We start from the raw sequence: 19,331 nt of genomic DNA on the forward strand, positions 1-19,331 counted from the left end.
TTAGTTGAGGAATGCGAAGCGTTCGGCCAGATCGTCCCAGAGCTGAGGCGAGGCGGCGGTGAGCAGGTTTCCCTGTCGCATCGTCGGGTGATAATCGCGCCCGTCCAGAAGCCGCGCCACGCCGCCAGCCTCTTGGTAGATCAACACGCCAGCGGCGTGGTCCCAGACGTTGAGCATTCCGGTCAGGCAAAACTGCGACGCCCCGCCCGCAAGGGCGCGGTATTCGTGGCAGGCGCAGCGCAGGGCTTGTGTGCGCCGGAAATCTGGCAACCGGGCAGCGATTTGCGCTTGTTGGGGCTTTGTGAACAGATACAATCCGACAAAGCCGAAACAGTCAGACACGGGCGGCGGCACCGACAACGACAGCGGACGGCGATTACCGCGCGCGTCGCAAAACCACGCGCCCTGCCCTTTTATCGCTACAATCCAGTCGTCATAGCCGGGATCATAGAGCAGGCCGAAGACTATCTCGCCGTCCTCGATCACCGACAGGATCACGCCATAGGTGGCGATGCCGTGGGCGAAATTCCATGTGCCGTCGATCGGGTCGATGACGACCACCTGCCCGTCGCCTACGCGATCCAGCACGGATTTGTCTGCTGCCACCGCTTCTTCTCCGACGATGGAGGCTTCGGGCAATAGGTCGCGCACGGCTTGGGAAATGGCGACTTCCGCCGCGCGGTCGGCGACCGTTACCAGATCATCCGGCGCGGACTTGCTGTCGATATCCGACAGGACGAGGTTGCGAAACAGCGGCCGGATCTCGCGGGCCGCGACGATGCGGACAATTTCGATCAGGGCGTCGGCCTGCTGCTCCGAAAGTTTCATGCGACCTTGTCCAGCCCGCGACCCTTAAGCAGCGCCTCGACACCGGGCAAGCGGCCACGGAACTCGACGTAAAGCTCGTCGGCCTCGCGCAGGCCTCCGACCGAGAGGATGTGATCCTCCAGCTTGCGGGCGGTGGCTTTGTCGAACGCGCCGCCTGCTTCCTCGAACGCGGCGAAGGCGTCGGCATCCATCACCTCGGACCACATGTAGCTGTAATAGGCCGCCGAATAGCCGTCGCCGGCGAACACATGGGCGAAATGCGGCGTCGCGTGACGCATGCGGATGGCGGAGGGCATGTCCAAGCCTTCAAGGATTTCCTCCTGCGCGGTCATCGCGTCTTCGGGCGCGTCGCCGGTGTGGAATTCCAGATCGACCATGGCGGAGGCGACGTATTCCACCGTCGCAAAGCCTTGATCATAGGTGCCCGCATCCAGCATCCGTTGCAGCATGTCAGCGGGCATCGGCTCGCCGGTTTCCGCGTGGGTTGCGTATTTGGACAGGACTTCGGGGACTTCGAGCCAGTGCTCGTAAAGCTGGCTGGGCAGTTCCACAAAGTCACGCGCGACGGAGGTGCCGGAGATGGATTCGTAGGTCACATCGGATAGCATCTGGTGTAGCGCGTGGCCAAACTCGTGGAACAGCGTCCGCGCGTCGTCATAGGACAGCAGCGCGGGCTTGCCCTTGGGCGGCTTGGCGAAGTTGCACACGTTGATGACATGGGGCCGGATGTCTCCGCGCAGCTTTTGTTGCGACCGCAGCGCAGAGCACCATGCGCCGGAGCGCTTGCCACCACGGGCGAAATAGTCGCCGATGAACACGGCGATGTGTTCGCCTTTGCGGGTGACCTCCCATGCGCGGGCGTCGGGGTGGTGTAGCTTGACGTCGAGCGGTTTGAACTCAAGGCCGAACAGGCGGGTGGCGCAGTCGAACGCGGCCTCGATCATGCGGTCGAGTTGCAGGTAGGGTTTCAGCTCCGCTTCGTCCAGATCATGCTCGGCAGCGCGGCGTTTCTCGGAATAGTAGCGCCAATCCCACGGCTCCAACGCGTCGTTCACGCCGTCATTATGCATCATCGCGGCAAGGCTTTGTGCGTCCAGATCGGCCTGCGCTTTGGCGGGTTCCCACACCTCCATCAGCAGCTTGCGCACCGCGTCGGGGGTCTTGGCCATCTCGGTTTCGAGCTTGTAGGTGGCGAAGTCGTCATAGCCCAGCAGGTGCGCGCGTTCTTCGCGCAGGGTGAGGATTTCCGTAGCAATCGCGCGGTTGTCGGTCTCGCCACCGTTGGCACCGCGCGAGGTCCATGCCTCGTAAGCGCGTTCGCGCAGGTCGCGGCGGGCGGAGAATTGCAGGAACGGCACAATGAGGGAGCGGGACAAGGTGACGGCATGGCCTTGTGCATCCTTCTCCTCGGCGGCTGCCTTGGCCGTGGCAAGGACAAAATCAGGCAGGCCTTCCAGATCCTCGGCGTCCAGTTCCATATACCACGCGCGCTCATCTGCCAGCAGGTTCTGGGTAAACCGCGTGCCAAGCACGGCAAGCCGTTCCTTGACCTGTTTCAGACGGTCGAACGCGAAGCCTTCCAACTGTGCACCGGCGCGGACCAGACCGCGGCGGGTGAGTTCCAGCACGCGCAGTTGCTCGGCGGTCAGGTCAAGATTGTCCCGGTCCTGCCAAAGCGCATCAACGCGGGCGAAAAGGTCGGGGTTCATCGACACTTCGGACCCCCACGCGGCCAGCTTTGGCGAAAACTCCCGCTGAAGCGCCTCGCGGGCGGGGTTACTGTCGACGCCTGCCAGCGTGTAGAACGGCGACAAGACCTTGTGCAGCCCCTCGCCCATCAGCTCCAGCGCGTCGATGGTGTTGGCGAATGTGGGCGGGTCGGGGTTCTCGGTAATCGCGGCGAGTTCCGCGCGGGCCTCGGTCAGGGCAGTCTCGAAACCGGGGGCGAAGTCGTCGTCGGAGATGTCGGAGAAAGGCGGCAGGCCGAAAGGTGTTTTCCAGTCAGCGAGAAGGGGGTTGGTCATTCAGTACTCCTTTGCGCCTAACCTATGCGCTTGGGAGCAGGATGCAATCAATCGTAGTCGGACTGGCGCATGTGCCGCTCGAAACGGCGCAAAAGCAGGGAGAGGGTGACGGTCAATGTCAGGTAGATCAAGGCGACGACGTTATAGGTCTCGAAATAGCGGAAATTTCCAGCGGCAGTGACCTTGCCAAGTTGCGTTATGTCGCCCACGCCCAGCACCGAGACGAGGCTGGAGTCTTTCACCATTGCAACAAAATCGTTGCCCAACGGGGGCAGGACCGTGCGAATCGCTTGTGGAAATACAATATAACGGAAGCGCTGCCAGCGGTTGAGCCCCAGCGTGTGCGCGGCCTCGATCTGGCCGTGATCGACGGACTGCAAACCGGCGCGAAACACCTCTGCGATGAAGGCCGAATAGCCGATGGCGAGCGCCAGAGTAGCCCGCCAGAGCAGCGGGAAGTGGCGGGTGCGCATCAGCTCTGCGTCGAAGAAGGCCAGCACCCAGTTTGCCAGCGCGACGAGGGCGGGAGCGACGACGAAAGCCGTGTAGAGCAGCAAGACGATGATCGGGATGCCGCGCACGACCTCGATATAGAGGCGTGCGATCTGGCGGATGATGATACTGCGGGACAGCGACATCAGCGCCAGCAGCAGCCCCAGCGCTGACGCGAGCGCGAAGCCCACCAGTGTAACGATCACCGTGATCTTGATGCCCTTGGACAGCGTGCCGAGCACCTGCGCATAGAGATCATCGGCCACCACCTGATAGCCGAGATAGGCGACGACGCCCCCTAGAAGCACCAGCCAATAGGGGAAGTCGTCAGACTGCTTTGACGGGCCAAGCACGTCGGGTTTAGCCGCCGAGTTTGTAGTCCAGGAACCACTTCTTGTTCAGGGCTTCGAGCGTGCCGTCCTTGTCCATATCCGCGATTGCAGCGTTGATCGGTTCGACCAGGTCGGAGCCCTTGGGGAAGATGAAGCCGAAATCCTCGGTGCCGAGTTTCTCGCCGACGATCTTCAGCTTGCCCTCGGACGCCGACGCGTAGCCATAGCCTGCGGTGCTGTCGGTCAGCACCAGATCGACATCGCCGGTGCGCAGGGCTTGGACACCTGCGCCGAAAGTTTCGAACTTGATGATGCGGGGGTTTTCCTCGTTGCCGTCAAGCACGTCATAGACGCCAACGTAGAACGGCGTCGTGCCGGGCTGGGCCGCCATCAGCAGGTTTTCATCCGCCGCGAAAGAGGCCGCGTCGGAGAACCGCTCCTCATCGCCGCGCACCAGCATCAGCATGGCGGAGGTCATGTATTTGTCGGAAAAGTCCACCTTTTCCTTGCGGTCGTCGCGGATGGTGATGCCGGTCATGCCTAGGTCATACTGGCCTTGCGACACGGCGGGGATCATCGCGTCCCAGCTGCTGTTTTCATAGACCACGTTGATGTTGATGCGTTTGGCGATCTCCGCCATCGCGTCATACTCCCAGCCGATGGGGTTTCCTGTGCCCGGCTCGATGAATTGCAGCGGCGGGTAGGCGTTCTCAGTGACGACGACGACTTCCTTGCCCTCCAGATCGGGCAGGTGCCCGTCGGCGATGGCGGCGGTGGCGGTGAAGGCGGCAAGCGCCGCGGCAGCAAAACGAAGCATGGGTCAGGTTCCCTGATTTGTTGGACCTCGCGACCCTAAGTGACCCGCGCGGGGAATGGCAAGGTGGCTTGCATCTTCGATGTGGGCGGGACAGGCTTGGCGGACGCTTTGAAGGAGGCCCACATGAGCATCGGACGCGTTCAATCCCCCCGTATCATCCGCATCGGCGGCGGCGTTGCCAAAGAAACCGCCGAGGTATTGACCCAACTGGGCCTGTCCAAGCCGCTGATCGTGACTGATCGCAACCTTGTGGAGCTTGGCCATGGGGCTAAAGTCACGGACGTGCTGGACAGCGCGGGGATCAGTTACGGCATTTTCGATGGTGTGGTGGAGGACCCAACAGACACCTGCCTGGAGGAAGGTCTGACAGCTTTTCGAGCGGGCGATTATGACTGCGTGATCGGTCTCGGTGGGGGCTCGCCAATGGATACCGCCAAGGCAGTTTCGTTCATGTCGGCGAACTCCGGCCATGTGCGCGACTACAAGGCGCCAACGCAGATCGACCGATGCGGCCCGCCTGTGATCCTGATCCCGACCACGGGCGGCACCGGCTCGGAATTGACCCGCTGGTGCGTGATAACCGACACGGTGAAGACCGAGAAATACAACCTGTCGGGGCTGGCAGCCGTCGCCACGGCGGCAATCATCGACTGGGAATTTACCGTCACCAAACCGTGGCGCATCACGGCGGACACGGCGGTGGACAGCCTGACCCACGCGATGGAGGCCTATGTTTCGCGTAAGGCCTTCGCCTATACCGACGCCTTCGCGCTGTCAGCGATGCCGTTGATCGCCAAGCATGTGCGGGCGGCATGTATGGACGGCTCCAATGCCGAGGCGCGGGAGGGGTTGATGCTGGCGGCATCTCAGGCAGGAATGGCGTTCTCGAACGCCTCGGTCGCGCTGGTGCACGGGATGAGCCGCCCGATCGGGGCGCATTTCCATGTGGCGCACGGGTTGTCCAACGCAATGTTGCTGCCGGCGGTGACCGCATTCTCGGTAGATCACGCGCAAGCGCGCTACGCGGATTGTGCGCGGGTCATGCAGATGGCGCAAAGCGACGACAGCGATGCTGTGGCCTGCGGCAAGCTGGTGGAGGAATTGCGTCGATTGAACGAAGACTTGAGGGTTCCAGCCCCGTCAGAGCAAGGGTTGGACAAGCAGCGCTACTTCGACACGCTGCCCCTGATGGCGGAGCAGGCCTTGGCGTCAGGCTCGCCGCAAAACAATCCGCGCGTGCCGACGGCCGAGGACATCGTGCAGCTTTACAAAGACATCTGGTAGCGCGGGCGGCCTCAGGACCTCTTGGCCGCCGGTTTCTTCTTGGCCTCAAGCGCGTCGAGGCGGGTTTTCAGCGCTTCGTTCTCTTCGCGGGCCTTCTGGGCCATAAGGCGCACGGCCTCGAATTCGTCGCGTGTCACGAAGTCGCGGTCCGCCAGCCAGCGGTCCATCATGCCTTTCAAGGCATTGTCGGCCTCGGTTTTGGCACCCTGAGCCACGCCCATGGCGTTGGTCATCAGTTGCGACATATCGTCGAGAATCTTGTTTCGGCTCTGCATCCGGTCACTCCTTCGTCATTGCCCCCTATATGGGTCGGCTCGCCTCCGCGCACAAGGTTGACTTCGTCGCAGCCTCGGCGCACCAAACGCGCATGATTAATTTTGCCCTCCCCTTCCCCGATATCAGCCCCGAGATATTCACCATCGAAATCGGTGATTTCGCCTTCGCTCTGCGCTGGTATGCCTTGGCCTATATCGCCGGTCTGGTGATCGCGTGGCGCATCGTCGTGGGGTTGGTCAAGCGCCCTGCGCTGTGGGGTGGTGGCGGGCCGCCAATGACCAAGAACCAGCCTGAGGATTTGCTGACATGGATCATCCTTGGCGTCGTTCTGGGCGGTCGTTTGGGCTATGTCCTGTTTTATCAGCCGGGCTATTACCTGTCGAACCCCACCGAAATTTTGAAGGTCTGGGAGGGCGGCATGTCCTTCCATGGGGGCTTCCTTGGCGTCGTCGTCGCGGGGCTGGCCTATTGCTGGAAGCACAAGCTGCCTGCCTTGCGGGTCGGCGATGCGGTCGCGGTTTCCGCCCCGCCGGGCCTCATGCTGGGACGTCTGGCGAACTTCATCAACGCGGAATTGTGGGGCCGCCCCACGGATGTGCCGTGGGGGTTCACCTTTCCGGGACAAGCTGCACAGGACTGCCCCGGCGTTGACGGCCTGTGCGCCCGCCATCCGTCGCAGCTATATGAGGCGGGGCTGGAGGGGCTGATTCTTGGCGGCGTCATGCTGTGGCTCGCCTACCGTCGCGGGTGGCTTACGCGGCCCGGCGCGATGATCGGCGTTTTCCTTGTGGGCTACGGTCTGGCCCGCAGCTTTGTCGAGTTCTTCCGCCAACCCGACGCGCAATTCGTCAGCGAGGGTAACCCGCTGGGGCTGGCCTTCGAGGTCGGCGGCTACGGGTTGACGATGGGGCAGATCCTGTCGATCCCGATGATCCTTCTGGGCCTTGCGATGATTGCGCGGGCCAGACGTTTGTGACCGCGCTACGCGACCTTCTGGCGCGACAGATCGCGGCGGACGGCCCGATGAATTTGGCCGAGTATATCCAGACTTGCCTGCTCCACCCCGAGCATGGCTATTACGCGACCCGTGACCCTTTTGGCACGGCAGGGGATTTCACCACGGCGCCCGAGATCAGTCAGATGTTTGGCGAGTTGCTGGGCCTGTGTCTGGCGCAGGCTTGGATGGATCAGGGTCGACCCGACGCCTATCTGGCCGAGCTTGGGCCGGGGCGCGGGACGTTGATGAAGGATGTGTTGCGGGCTACTGCCACCATTGACGGGTTTCCCCGCAAAGTCGTGCTTGTCGAAGCCAGTGCACATTTGCGCGGCGTGCAGGCCGACACGCTGGAAGGCACGGATGTGGATTGGGTGACCCATGTCTCCGACCTTCCCGACGGCCCCGTCTTGTTGCTCGCCAACGAGTTTTTCGACGCCCTGCCCGTCCGCCAGTTCGTGCGCGGCAAGCAAGGCTGGAGCGAGCGCCACATCGGCCTGCAAGACAGCGCTCTGGCGTTTGGACTGACCGAAGAGACGCGGATCGACGCCCTGTCCCACCGGCTTGAGGACACGGGCACGGGTGATGTGGTCGAGCTGCGACCGGCCGCCGCCCCGATCATGGACGGCATTGCCGATCGCGTTGCGCAGGGCGGGGCCGCAATCATCGTCGATTACGGCGACTGGCGGTCTTTGGGCGATACATTTCAGGCGCTGGAGAACCACGCGCCTGTTGACCCTCTGGCCCGCCCCGGCGCGGCTGATTTGACGGCGCATGTGGACTTTGAAGCCCTGTCTGATGCGACCGCTTGCCAAACCAGCGCCATGACCCCGCAAGGAGTTCTGTTGGAGCGGCTGGGCATCACCGCTCGTGCACAAGCGCTCGCGCAAAATATGAGCGAGGCCACATTGGACGCGCATATTGCCGCGCATAGACGCTTGACGCACCCGCAAGAAATGGGGAGCCTGTTCAAAGCAATTGCCCTTGCGCCACACGGCGCCTCACTGCCCCCCGGCTTTGACCTTGCGAGCCCGACATGACGTTGGAAATTCTCACTGCTGACAGCCTTGCCCCGGTGAAGCACGGCTTTTTCACCCGCAAAGGCGGCGCCTCGTCAGGCGTGTTTGCAGGATTGAACTGCGGGCAAGGATCATCCGACCAGACCGAAGCGGTGCTGACCAATCGCGCCCGCGTCGCAGACGCCATGCAGGTTGCGCCGGATCATCTGGTGTCAGTGCATCAATGCCATTCGGCGGATGTGGTCGTTGTGGACGGGCCTTTGCCCGACAAGCCCAAAGCAGACGGCATGGTATGCGCGACCAAGGGAGTCGCCTTGGGCATTCTGACCGCCGATTGTCAGCCTGTGCTTTTTGCCGATACCGACGCGGGCGTGATCGGGGCCGCTCATGCGGGATGGGGCGGGGCTCTTGCTGGCGTTCTTGAGAACACCGTAGACGCCATGATCGGTTTGGGTGCCAAAAGAGACAACATTCGGGCCGTGATCGGACCTTGCATCAGCCAAGCCGCCTATGAGGTCGGTCCGGAGTATTTCGACCGCTTCTATGACGAAGACCCCGAAAACGCCCGCTTTTTCGCCAATGGCGGCGGCGACAAGATGCTATTTGATTTGCCCGGCTACGGGTTGCACCGGTTGCGAACTGCGGGCGTTCAGGCAGAGTGGACGCGACACTGCACCTATTCCGACCCCGCGCGGTTCTACTCCTACCGCCGCAGCGTTCATAAGATGGAGGCCGACTACGGGCGGCTGATCGCAACAATCACCATTTAGGACGACGTTTGTTGCGTCAAACTTGACGATCTTGAGGCGGCGGATCGCCTTAATCACGCCTTAAACCTCAACTGCTACGACTCGGTCCATGCAGCTACTTTATTCATACGTCCTTGAGTTACTGGCCTTTGCGCTTCTCTGTCTCGCGATTGTGCTGCGCCACAATCATTTGCAAAAGAATCTGGAAAAATCCGAACCGCGACATTCTGATGCCCCATTGGCGTGGTGGATTGATGACATCCCCAAACGGGACACGACACAATCTGGTCGGACCGGAATGCGGCCTTCAACCCGCAAGGATCCGACGCCTTAGGACGGAGCAGAACGATGGCCAAAAACAACCGCTGGATGACTTGGGCGCTGGAAGACAGCGAAAACACCGAAATCACCATGCCTTGGGCACGCGGGCAGCGTCCTGATTGGAAATCGCGCTTGGCCGAAGGAACGCCGGGCTTGGCTGTTGTCTTGAAGGACGCAATCGCAGAGCGCCCCGCTGCTGCGCGTTTCGCGGGGCTACCTCGCCACGCAGCGTCCTAAAGCTACCGCTCAGGGACACAATTGCAGATCAGATCGGGTCTGTGTTTGGCCGGCCGGTTAAGTGTCTATAGCTCCATACGCCTTGATAAACGGCGCCATGTCCTGCTCGAACTTTTTCCAAGCACCTACTGACGATGAATACATCGGCTGCCGCACCTGAGTGGCAGATAGTGTTCGCACCTCCCGCTTCGTCTCGTAGAACGACAGGCAGGCGTCCTCCCAGTCCAGACCGACGGCCGCGACCAGCGCCCTCGACTGCGCCTCTGGCTCTGCAATCAACTGCTCGTAGCGGATCTCATGGAACTTGGTGGGGCTTTGGTCGCGCCAGAATTCCACCATTTGCTCGAACTGTCTGAGAAAGAACGCGATATCGCCAAGGTCGTTGGCGTAGCGGTGCAACCCTTCGCGGAACTGGTTTTTGTAGAGCGACAACGCGTTGTCGCGGGGGTCGCGCCGGACGACCACGAAGCGGGCATCAGGCATGATCTTGGCGAGAAAGCCCAACGTGGCATAGCTGGAAATGGATTTGTCCGTCACCGTGGTCGCCTCGGGAAACAGCGCGGTAAGCTGCTTTTGAAAGTCGTCGGCAGCTTTCACGGCTTGGGCAAGCAGGACTTCACCGTTCAAATCGGAGCCGTCTCTGGAAACGGTCAGAAGCTCGGATATCTTGGGCTGCAAGATTGCCAACTCCCCGCCGCCTTCCACCGTCGAGTGGGACGCGAGGATCTGCTCCACGAGCGTAGTGCCGGATCGGGGGGCACCGGTCACAAAAATCGGGGCACATTTGCTGGTCGGGCCGTCGATATTTTTCACCCGCGCGAACAACTCTCGAATTTGCTCGGCGCTCGCCTCGACGGCGTCAATGTCATACGGATAGGCTTTCGACAGCGCAGAATTGGCCTTGTTGAGATAGCTGAAAACCTTGGTATTTTGCCCACTATCCTCCATTGCCTTCGCCAATCCGTAGCCCAAGGCCGGAATGTCCTTGTCGCCAGATGACTTGGAATTCAGCGCAGTTTTCATTCTTGCGATGTTGGGATCGTCGGCGGCCATTTTCGTGAGCGATGCGTACAACGCATAATTGCGTGCGATTTTGGGCGCAACGTCGATGGCGCGCTGGATCACGGCACGTGCGTCATCTATGCGGCCCACGGATTGCAAAAGGCTTGCCTTGCGAAACAGCACAAGGTCATGCGTCGGCGCGATGGCCAGAGCCTTGTCGAACTGCTCCATCGCAAGGTCGAATTTCTTCAGCTCGACCAGAACCAAGCCATATTCCGCGTAAACGCTGGCCTGACGGGCACCGCCATGGATCGCCGTCTCCAAAAATGCGGCAGCCTGTTCCCAACGCTCGTCCCGCAGCGCCGCAAGCCCTTCGTAGTACGAAAACGCCGCCGACTTGCCCAGAACCGGAGCCGCGCGTTTGCGCAAGATATCGAAATTCTTCGGGTTGGGGTGTCGGCTTGCCAGATCGAGGTAGCTCAACCAGATCGCGGCTTCACCCGGGCGCTGCGCAAGTGCCGCCTCGAAATGCTGGGCCGCTTCCGGCACCCGCCCGCGCTTGGCCAGAATCTCCGCCAGATTGAAATGTGCTTCCGCCAGTTGCGGGACGTCGCGCAGAAGGCGCTTATACCCCTTCTCGGCCTCTTCAAGGCGCCCCTTCTCCTGCGCCGCGCGCGCCTTTGCAAATTGCGCTTTGATTTGGTCTTTGCTCAGTGACGCCATGGGGTGTGCCTTCTCGCTATTGGCAGTGGACTGCTAGCATCGCGCGCCGCGCTTATCCAGCCTTGCTGCGCAAAGCGCACAGGCAGGTCGAATCGACCACACACCCTCAAGCTGATTGTGACAAAGCGGGCGCGGAAACCGAAACTGTCCAATCTGCGCGCAGACATTGTTTAACGTGAGGCAACGATTGGCGGCGGAAATTTGACTTTGTGCTGCAATGCCGGACATTGTTTAACCATTATAAACCAGCAGTTCTGCGCGCCGGTGGGGGCCGACGCAGTCACGCAAAAATTGAAGCGGGACGATGCATGACCTATTCCCCCAATTCCTTCTCTGATATCGGGCTACCAAAAACCGGCCCTGCACAGCGGATAGACTTTGGCGCGACAGGGCGCCAGCGCACACGGGCGATGGCGCGGCCTTACGATGTTGCCTGGCTCACGCCCGACAACCGCGCCCGTTACGATACCGTCAACGCACCAGCGTTGCCAGTCATCGAAAGCGCCTGCGCAAACATGGCGCGCGGTGCAGTGGTTGAGACCGAGGACGGTCCGGTAGCAGTCGAGGACCTGATACCCGGCATGCGTTTGATGACGTCCGAGTACGGCCCCATCCCGCTTCAATGGATTGGCTCCTACGAGATGTCGATGAGAGACGCGCAAACCGCTGATCGCGGCACCTTGTTCCGCGTCACAGCCGATGCGTTCGGGCTGGCAAAACCGTCGGCTGATCTGTTGCTCGCGCCACGATCACACATCCTGTATCGCCATTCCAAATGTCGCGCGTTGTTCGGTGCGGACCTTGCATTCGCCCCTATCCGCGCCTTCGAGGATGGGGTGTCGGTGTTTTCCATCCAGCCCGCCTCGCCCATCGCCGTGTTCAATCTGGGGTTCGACCGGCAGGCCACGATCAAGGTGAACGGGATCGAATTGGAGAGCTTTCACCCCGGACCCTATGCGGGCTCCTTGCACGATGATGAAGTGCTGTCCGCGCTTTTGCGTCTGTTCCCGCAGGCCCGCAATCTCGACTTCTTCGGCCCTCAACTGATCAACCGCCTGACCGCTTTCGAAGTGCGGGCACTGCGCGAGGGGACTTAGGCGATCTGCGACAGGCGTTCCTCGACGACTTCAAAGGGGACGCCGGGGTCGTCCTTGGCGACACGAATGACGAGCGAAGTCTTGACGCTTGCCACATTGTCGGCAGAGGTCAGTTCTTCGGTCAGGAAACGCTGAAAGCTGCTTAGGTCCGGCGCAACACATTTGAGGATGAAATCAACCTCACCGTTGAGCATGTGGCATTCCCGAACTAATGGCCAGCTGCGGCAGCGCGCCTCGAACGCCGACAAATCGGCCTCCGCCTGACTTTGCAGGCCGACCATCGCGAAAACCTTGACCTCGAAGCCCAAGGCGCGACCTTCAACATCGGCGTGGTAGCCGCGAATGTAGCCTGACTCCTCCAGCGTCCGCACGCGGCGCAGGCATGGCGGCGCAGATATCCCGACGCGCTTGGCCAACTCCACGTTGGTCATGCGCCCGTCGGCTTGCAACTCAGCCAGAATCTTGCGATCAATTTCGTCGAGTTTTGACATGGCCATAAATGACTCCCCTGTTTCAGCTTGTCTTACGCCTCAGACCTCGCTCGCGCAATAATATTTCAAGCCTGCGCAACAAATTATATGATCTGCAAATGACGCGCCGCCCCCTTTCGCTCGCTGGCCCGCGCAATTATATGGGGCTGACCGCATTAATTGCCCAAGGGTTCCCCCATGTCCGACACGCGCCACACGAAAGTTCTGATAATCGGCTCCGGCCCTGCCGGATACACCGCAGGCATCTACGCCTCCCGCGCCATGCTTGACCCTATTCTGGTGCAAGGCATCGAGCCCGGCGGCCAGCTTACCACCACCACCGAGGTCGAGAACTGGCCCGGCGACACCGAGGTCCAAGGCCCGGACCTGATGATCCGCATGCAGGACCATGCCAAGGCGATGGGCTGCGAGGTGATCGGTGACATCATCACGAAACTCGACACGACGTCGCGCCCCTTCAAGGCGACCGGAGACAGCGGCACCGTTTACACCGCCGACGCGGTCATCCTTGCGACCGGCGCACGGGCCAAATGGTTGGGGCTTGAGACGGAAGAAAAGTTCAAAGGCTTCGGCGTTTCCGCCTGCGCGACCTGCGACGGGTTTTTCTATCGCGGGCAGGAAATCGTGGTGATCGGCGGCGGCAACACCGCCGTGGAAGAGGCGCTGTTCCTGACGAATTTCGCCTCCAAGGTAACACTGGTCCACCGCCGCGACGAACTCCGCGCCGAAGCTATCCTGATTGACCGCCTGATGAAGAACCCGAAGATCGAGCCTTTGTGGTTTCATGAATTGGTGGAAGTCACCGGCACGGAGTCTCCGCTCAGCGTTGAGGGCGTAAAGGTCAAGCATACAAAGACCGGCGAGATCACCGAAATCCTTTGTAAGGGCGTGTTCGTCGCCATTGGCCACGCGCCGTCGAACGAGCTGGTAAAAGATGTGCTGGAAACCCACATGGGCGGATATGTGGTGACCAAACCCGACAGCACGGAGACCTCTATCCCCGGCATATTCGCAGCGGGCGACCTGACTGACCACAAATACCGCCAAGCGGTCACAAGCGCGGGCATGGGCTGCATGGCAGCGCTGGAGGCAGAACGCTGGTTGGCCGAACAAGGCGAGGTTGAAGGCAGGGACGTGTCAGAGCCGCTGGGCTACGGCGCGGTCGCGGAGTAACGCGGCTTTTCTGCCGCGTTTCCCCTGTAATTTATTCCGGCCCTTGATAGTGGTCGAAGTTGAACGCTAAACGCTCTTCCAACGGCGCTTGGAGGGGGCGTTATCTGTATTCTAAAAGAGAGATGCGACATGCAACCGACCAATCTGGCACCTATCCCTGAACTATTCGTCTCCTATGACAGCGCACAGAAACTGAAGCACGAGGCAGGCGCCTTGGCGTCGTGGGATCTTACCCCCCGCCAGATTTGTGACCTGGAGCTTTTGATGAACGGCGGGTTCAACCCGCTGAAGGGGTTCCTGTCGGAAGCAGACTACAACGGCGTCGTCGAAAACATGCGCCTGTCCTCAGGCGAGTTGTGGCCAATGCCGATCAATCTGGACGTGGGCGAAGATTTCGCGAATTCCGTTGAGGTAGGCCAGGACATTGCGCTGCGCGACCAAGAGGGCGTGATCCTTGCAATGATGTCGGTCACCGACAAATGGGAGCCGAACAAGGACCGCGAGGCCGAAAAGGTTTTCGGCTCCAATGACAGTGCCCACCCTGCCGTGAACTACCTGCATAACCAAGCGGGTAAGATTTACCTCGGCGGACCGATCACCGGTATCCAGCAACCCGTTCACTACGACTTCCGCGGCCGCCGCGACACGCCGAATGAGTTGCGCGCCTATTTCCGCAAGATGGGCTGGCGCCGCGTCGTGGCCTTCCAGACTCGCAACCCGCTGCACCGCGCCCATCAGGAACTTACGTTCCGTGCAGCGAAAGAGGCGCAGGCCAACCTGTTGATCCACCCAGTCGTGGGCCTGACCAAACCGGGCGACATCGACCACTTCACCCGCGTGCGCTGCTACGAGGCGGTGCTGGACCAGTACCCGGCCTCTACAACCTCGATGAGCCTTTTAAACCTTGCCATGCGTATGGCAGGCCCTCGTGAGGCTGTGTGGCACGGTCTGATCCGCAAGAACCACGGCTGCACGCATTTCATCGTGGGCCGCGACCACGCCGGCCCCGGCAAGAACTCCGCGGGCGAGGATTTCTATGGCCCCTACGATGCACAAGACCTGTTCCGCGAGCATCAGGAAGAAATGGGCATCGAAATGGTCGACTTCAAACACATGGTGTTTGTGCAGGACCGCGCCCAATACGAGCCTGCCGACGAGATCTTGGACAAGGACGAGGTCACGATCCTGAACATCTCCGGCACCGAACTGCGCCGCCGTCTGGCGGAAGGTCTGGAAATCCCCGAATGGTTCTCCTTCCCGCAGGTGGTCGAGGAACTGCGCAAGTCACGCCCGCCGCGCGCCAATCAGGGCTTCACCGTGTTCTTCACCGGCTTCTCCGGCTCCGGCAAGTCCACCATTGCCAACGCGTTGATGATCAAGCTGATGGAAATGGGTGGCCGCCCGGTTACGCTGCTCGATGGCGACATCGTGCGCAAGAACCTGTCGTCCGAGCTTGGCTTCAGCAAGGAACACCGCGACCTCAACATCCGTCGCATCGGCTATGTTGCCTCCGAGATCACCAAAAACGGCGGCATCGCCATTTGCGCCCCGATCGCGCCCTACGCCACCACGCGCCGCGCAGTGCGCGAGGATATCGAGGCGTTTGGCGCCTTTATCGAGGTCCATGTCGCCACCTCAATCGAGGAATGCGAACGGCGCGACCGCAAGGGCCTGTATAAGCTGGCACGAGAGGGCAAGATCAAGGAATTCACTGGTATCTCCGACCCGTATGATGTGCCGGAAAACCCTGAGTTGCGGGTCGAGACCGAGAATGTCGATGTCGACAACTGCGCACATCAGGTGATCCTGAAGCTCGAGTCGATGGGGCTGATCAAAGCCTGATCCTTCTGTCTGCACACAAAAAAAGGGCTCCCGATCAGGGAGCCCTTCTTGGTTTCGCGGCTATCTGGTGGTCAATGCACGGTGACAGGTGAGAAGTCGTTCTGTCGCGCGAGCATGAACGCCATATCGCGATCCAGCACCAAGGCTAGACGCTCGCCATCAGGCGCGTGAACTGCATAGAGCTGCTCCACGCCATCCACCTCGGATTGCACCTCGGCGGGAAGGTCGGCGACCGCCACGGGGCGCACATACACGATCCGGTCTGCGCCGCCCAAAGTTTTCAGGTCAATCGGTGTGTCCATGACATTTATCCTTTATTAATCTTAATGGTCTGCACGATGGTGTCCGGCTTCGCGCGTTTCAGGTCCACATGCAGCAAACCGTTCTCGGTGGTCGCGCCCGCCACTTCGACGCCATCGGCCAGAACGAACGCTTTTTGGAACTGTCGCGCCGCAATTCCGCGATGCAGGAAGATGCGGTCATCATCGGCCTCGGACTGACGTCCACGCACGATCAACTGCCTGTCTTCGACGGTGATGGACAGGTCGTCCTCCCCGAAGCCCGCTACGGCCAGTGTGATCCGGTAAGCATTGTCAGCGGATTGCTCGATGTTGAACGGCGGGTAGCCGTTCTCGGATTTGGCGGTGCGTTCCACCAACCGCTCAAGCTGGTCGAAGCCCAGCAGAAAAGGGTGCGACCCCAAGGTCAATTTTGTCATGGCACAGTCCTAAGTGTTCAAGCGACTTTGCGAAATTGGCCCCCGAAGGCGACCTTGCACTAAAAATGGGGCTTCTCTTGCGATGAATCAAGGGCAGCAGTTGCGAAACACTGGACAGAACGGGTTTGCATGCCCACATTGCTTCAAACTGCATAGCAAGGCTGCTAACCCCGTGAAATCGTCCGAAAACATGAGCAAAAACGACGTGCTCCGTGTCAAACTGGAGGTCCTGAAGCGCGAGCATCGGGATCTGGACGAGGCGATTGCCGCGTTGCAGGAGAAATCCGCGCCCGACCAGCTCACCCTACGTCGCCTGAAAAAGCAAAAGCTGTCCTTGAAAGACCGTATCGCCGTGCTCGAAGATCAATTGACGCCGGACATTATTGCGTGACGCACCCAAGCCGCTATAAGTGCCCCTTCAATTCGGCATCCTGAGATCGGCCCCCATTATGACCCACCCGCAAGTTCCCGTAGGCATCATCATGGGCAGCCAGTCCGACTGGCCAACAATGAAGGAAGCCGCCGACATAATGGACGCGCTCGGCATTGCCTATGAGGCCAAGATCGTATCCGCCCACCGCACGCCGGATCGTTTGTGGGACTACGGCAAATCGGCCGTGGACCGAGGCCTACAGGTGATCATCGCAGGGGCTGGTGGTGCCGCGCATCTTCCAGGCATGATGGCGTCGAAAACGCGGGTGCCGGTGATCGGCGTGCCGGTTCAGACCAAGGCGCTTTCGGGTGTGGACAGCCTTTATTCCATAGTTCAAATGCCGCGCGGCTATCCCGTCGCCACCATGGCCATCGGCGCAGCAGGCGCGGCAAATGCAGGGCTGATGGCGGCGGGCATTCTGGCGCTGCAAGACAGCGAACTGGCCGCCCGTCTGGATAAGTGGCGTGCCGACCTGTCGGCCTCCATTCCGCAGGAGCCACGCGATGAGTAATCCCTTGCCCACAGGCGCGACCATCGGAATTCTGGGCGGCGGCCAGTTGGGCCGCATGCTGTCGGTTGCCGCGTCGCGTCTGGGCTTCAAGACCTGCATTTTCGAGCCCGGCGGCGACTGCCCCGCGTCGCATGTGGCGAATTACCATTTTCAGGCCAGCTATGACGACACTGACGCCTTGCGAAAGTTTGGCGAGGCCGTGGACGTCATAACCTATGAATTCGAGAATATCCCCGCATCGGCGCTCGACCAGTTGGAGGCTATTTGCGAGGTCCGCCCGAACCGCCGCGCTTTGACCGTCAGTCAGGACCGCCTGACCGAGAAGAACTTTCTTCAGGAAGTTGGCCTGAAAGTCGCACCTTTCATGGCCGTCGACACGCTTGAAGACATGCACAAGGCCGTGGCCGAAATCGGCACGCCCTCGATCCTGAAAACGTGCAGGTTGGGCTATGATGGCAAGGGCCAAGCGCGGTTGCGCGAGGAAAGTGATGCCGAGCAAGCCTTCGCGTCCATGAATGGTGCAGCTGCCGTGTTGGAGGGATTTGTCGACTTCTCTTGCGAGATTTCCGTGATCGGCGCACGCGCGGCGGATGGTCAGGTCGCCTGCTTCGATCCGGGCGAGAACGTCCACCGCCACGGAATTTTGCATACGACAACGGTGCCCGCGTCGGTCCCTGCTTCAGTGCGAACCGACGCCGTGCTGATTGCCGCGCGGATTTTGAACGCGCTGGACTACGTGGGCGTTCTTGGGGTCGAATTGTTCGTGACGCCGGACGGTCTGATCGTGAACGAAATCGCCCCGCGCGTGCACAATTCCGGCCATTGGACCCAAAACGGCTGCGTTATCGACCAGTTCGAGCAGCACATCCGTGCGGTCGCAGGCTGGCCCTTGGGCGATGGCAGTCGTCACGCTGATGTCGTGATGGAGAACCTTATCGGCGCTGACATGGACCGCGTGGCCGACTTATCCGCCGATCCGGCCGTGGCGCTGCATCTTTATGGCAAGGCTGACGCCAAGGCGGGGCGCAAGATGGGCCATATAAACCGGATCCAGCCAAGATCCTGATCAGTCGGAGCCGTCGGTCCCAAGCGTTTCCTCTACCGTTTCCGTCACGGCGGCCCCGACCTCGCTGGCGGCTTCCGACACCGCGTCACCGACGTCTTCCGCGACGTTTACCACCACATCCGCAAGGGTCAGGTTCTTGTCGAACTTGCCGTTCTGCAAGAAGCGGACAGTTTGCGCGACGACGAGCGGCGAGTTCATCATAAACGTATGTGTTGCGGGCACGGACAAATGGCCCGCCATCCCTTCAACCTTGGTGCTTTCCACCGACACCTTGCCGTCATCCGGTCCGTCGATCAGTGCGGAGTAAAACGGGTTCAGCGTCTGCGTGCCTGCGATCACACCAAGCGGGAAGTCCACCGGCCCCAGTGTGTTCGGCAACGACGTTGGCCCTGTATGCAGCTGCGCGCCTGCCGGGCCGTTCACCCACTCGAACGGCTCCCAAGAGCTGAGTTGATCCACAAGCTCCGACCCCTTGTTCGGCGGGGCCAGCATCACCACGCGGCCCAGTTCAGGCAGATCATTGTCCTTCAGCCACGCCCGAACCAAGATGCCGCCCATCGAATGCGTGACAAAATGGATCGGGGTGTTGGTGTCACATTCGGCAATTGCCGCCGGAATCGTGGCATTGGCCAGATCGCGGATGGTATCGCTCGTGGACGGGTAAGACGGGTTCACGGTCTGGAAGCCGTTAGCTTGCAAACTCTGCTCCATCACCGACAGCGAAAAATTGCTGCGGGCCAGACCGTGCAGCAACACCACGCAATCGGCAAATGCCATTGAGGGCAAAAACAGCAAAATCAGAGCAAGACGTTTCATGGCACTCACTTAAACCCTAACCCTTGATGTTTCACTACCAGTTGTCGTCAACCCTGCGTCATTTGCGCCCCAAGCTGCCTTTTTCC

At 60.7% G+C, this 19,331-nt stretch carries 21 protein-coding genes; 11 read left to right on the plus strand and 10 right to left on the minus strand.

The features are described from left to right. Genes THALAR_RS07860 through THALAR_RS07875 form a run of 4 tightly spaced genes read right to left on the minus strand, consistent with a single transcriptional unit; the run spans position 1 to position 4,493 of the window. Positions 1-828, minus strand: a complete 828-nt coding sequence (locus THALAR_RS07860; protein WP_021100989.1) for an inositol monophosphatase family protein — start codon at positions 826-828, stop codon at positions 1-3. Beyond that, positions 825-2,852, minus strand: a complete 2,028-nt coding sequence (locus THALAR_RS07865; protein ID WP_021100990.1) for a M3 family metallopeptidase — start codon at positions 2,850-2,852, stop codon at positions 825-827. The genes THALAR_RS07860 and THALAR_RS07865 overlap by 4 nt, the downstream gene beginning before the upstream one ends. 47 nt (positions 2,853-2,899) lie before the next feature. Beyond that, positions 2,900-3,697 carry an amino acid ABC transporter permease gene (locus THALAR_RS07870; protein WP_021100991.1) on the minus strand — a complete coding sequence of 266 codons (798 nt, stop codon included), beginning with the start codon at positions 3,695-3,697 and terminating at the stop codon, positions 2,900-2,902. A gap of 7 nt (positions 3,698-3,704) precedes the next feature. After that, positions 3,705-4,493: a transporter substrate-binding domain-containing protein gene (locus THALAR_RS07875; RefSeq protein ID WP_021100992.1), complete on the minus strand. Its 789-nt coding sequence runs from the start codon at positions 4,491-4,493 to the stop codon at positions 3,705-3,707. A gap of 123 nt (positions 4,494-4,616) precedes the next feature. On the opposite strand from THALAR_RS07875, the gene THALAR_RS07880 reads away from it, so the two are divergent. Continuing rightward, the gene (locus THALAR_RS07880; protein WP_021100993.1) at positions 4,617-5,777 is read left to right on the plus strand and encodes an iron-containing alcohol dehydrogenase; all 1,161 of its coding nucleotides are present in this window, start codon (positions 4,617-4,619) and stop codon (positions 5,775-5,777) included. A gap of 11 nt (positions 5,778-5,788) precedes the next feature. Here THALAR_RS07880 and THALAR_RS07885 read toward each other — a convergent pair whose 3' ends face one another. Then, entirely contained in the window at positions 5,789-6,052 is a 264-nt protein-coding gene (locus tag THALAR_RS07885; protein ID WP_021100994.1) for an accessory factor UbiK family protein, read from the minus strand. Between the two features lie 92 nt (positions 6,053-6,144). Between THALAR_RS07885 and lgt the strand changes: the two genes are divergently transcribed. The 4 genes from lgt to THALAR_RS07905 all read left to right on the plus strand — a co-directional run bounded on the left by lgt (position 6,145) and on the right by THALAR_RS07905 (position 9,373). Beyond that, entirely contained in the window at positions 6,145-7,029 is an 885-nt protein-coding gene (lgt, locus tag THALAR_RS07890) for a prolipoprotein diacylglyceryl transferase (RefSeq protein ID WP_040818185.1), read from the plus strand. Next, a complete protein-coding gene (locus THALAR_RS07895) occupies positions 7,026-8,087 on the plus strand; it encodes a class I SAM-dependent methyltransferase (RefSeq protein WP_021100996.1) in 1,062 nt (353 codons plus the stop codon). The genes lgt and THALAR_RS07895 overlap by 4 nt, the downstream gene beginning before the upstream one ends. Continuing rightward, positions 8,084-8,836 (plus strand): peptidoglycan editing factor PgeF, encoded by a 753-nt coding sequence (gene pgeF, locus THALAR_RS07900; protein WP_021100997.1) that lies wholly within the window; start codon positions 8,084-8,086, stop codon positions 8,834-8,836. The genes THALAR_RS07895 and pgeF overlap by 4 nt, the downstream gene beginning before the upstream one ends. 327 nt (positions 8,837-9,163) lie before the next feature. Next, positions 9,164-9,373 carry a hypothetical protein gene (locus THALAR_RS07905; RefSeq protein ID WP_021100998.1) on the plus strand — a complete coding sequence of 70 codons (210 nt, stop codon included), beginning with the start codon at positions 9,164-9,166 and terminating at the stop codon, positions 9,371-9,373. 57 nt (positions 9,374-9,430) lie between these two features. On the opposite strand, the gene THALAR_RS07910 is transcribed toward THALAR_RS07905, so the two are convergent. Next, a complete protein-coding gene (locus THALAR_RS07910; protein WP_021100999.1) occupies positions 9,431-11,098 on the minus strand; it encodes a tetratricopeptide repeat-containing sulfotransferase family protein in 1,668 nt (555 codons plus the stop codon). Positions 11,099-11,406: 308 nt separating this feature from the next. Between THALAR_RS07910 and THALAR_RS07915 the strand changes: the two genes are divergently transcribed. Then, positions 11,407-12,195, plus strand: a complete 789-nt coding sequence (locus THALAR_RS07915; protein WP_021101000.1) for a Hint domain-containing protein — start codon at positions 11,407-11,409, stop codon at positions 12,193-12,195. Here THALAR_RS07915 and THALAR_RS07920 read toward each other — a convergent pair. Next, positions 12,192-12,692, minus strand: a complete 501-nt coding sequence (locus THALAR_RS07920; RefSeq protein WP_021101001.1) for an Lrp/AsnC family transcriptional regulator — start codon at positions 12,690-12,692, stop codon at positions 12,192-12,194. The genes THALAR_RS07915 and THALAR_RS07920 overlap by 4 nt on opposite strands. 171 nt (positions 12,693-12,863) lie before the next feature. On the opposite strand from THALAR_RS07920, the gene trxB reads away from it, so the two are divergent. Further along, complete coding sequence (gene trxB / locus THALAR_RS07925) at positions 12,864-13,859, plus strand: thioredoxin-disulfide reductase (RefSeq protein ID WP_021101003.1); 996 nt, start codon at positions 12,864-12,866, stop codon at positions 13,857-13,859. A 129-nt stretch (positions 13,860-13,988) separates the two neighbouring features. Beyond that, positions 13,989-15,701 (plus strand): bifunctional sulfate adenylyltransferase/adenylylsulfate kinase, encoded by a 1,713-nt coding sequence (locus THALAR_RS07930; protein ID WP_021101004.1) that lies wholly within the window; start codon positions 13,989-13,991, stop codon positions 15,699-15,701. A 71-nt stretch (positions 15,702-15,772) separates the two neighbouring features. On the opposite strand, the gene THALAR_RS07935 is transcribed toward THALAR_RS07930, so the two are convergent. Together THALAR_RS07935 and THALAR_RS07940 are read right to left on the minus strand one after the other, a co-directional pair. Further along, complete coding sequence (locus THALAR_RS07935; protein ID WP_021101005.1) at positions 15,773-16,003, minus strand: DUF1150 family protein; 231 nt, start codon at positions 16,001-16,003, stop codon at positions 15,773-15,775. 5 nt (positions 16,004-16,008) lie between these two features. Then, on the minus strand, positions 16,009-16,419 hold the full coding sequence (locus THALAR_RS07940) for an Hsp20 family protein (protein WP_021101006.1): 411 nt from the start codon (positions 16,417-16,419) through the stop codon (positions 16,009-16,011). Positions 16,420-16,609: 190 nt separating this feature from the next. Here THALAR_RS07940 and THALAR_RS07945 point away from each other — a divergent pair, with 190 nt between their 5' ends. The 3 genes from THALAR_RS07945 to THALAR_RS07955 are packed head-to-tail and all read left to right on the plus strand — an operon-like array spanning position 16,610 to position 18,429. After that, complete coding sequence (locus THALAR_RS07945; protein ID WP_040818193.1) at positions 16,610-16,810, plus strand: YdcH family protein; 201 nt, start codon at positions 16,610-16,612, stop codon at positions 16,808-16,810. A gap of 58 nt (positions 16,811-16,868) precedes the next feature. After that, complete coding sequence (gene purE / locus THALAR_RS07950) at positions 16,869-17,363, plus strand: 5-(carboxyamino)imidazole ribonucleotide mutase (RefSeq protein WP_021101008.1); 495 nt, start codon at positions 16,869-16,871, stop codon at positions 17,361-17,363. Continuing rightward, complete coding sequence (locus THALAR_RS07955) at positions 17,356-18,429, plus strand: 5-(carboxyamino)imidazole ribonucleotide synthase (RefSeq protein ID WP_021101009.1); 1,074 nt, start codon at positions 17,356-17,358, stop codon at positions 18,427-18,429. Before purE ends, THALAR_RS07955 begins: the two co-directional genes overlap by 8 nt. Here THALAR_RS07955 and THALAR_RS07960 read toward each other — a convergent pair whose 3' ends face one another. Beyond that, a complete protein-coding gene (locus tag THALAR_RS07960) occupies positions 18,430-19,245 on the minus strand; it encodes an alpha/beta fold hydrolase (protein WP_021101010.1) in 816 nt (271 codons plus the stop codon). Positions 19,246-19,331: the final 86 nt, after the last annotated feature.

This window comes from Litoreibacter arenae DSM 19593, from assembly GCF_000442275.2.
Classification (GTDB): Bacteria; Pseudomonadota; Alphaproteobacteria; order Rhodobacterales; family Rhodobacteraceae; genus Litoreibacter; species Litoreibacter arenae.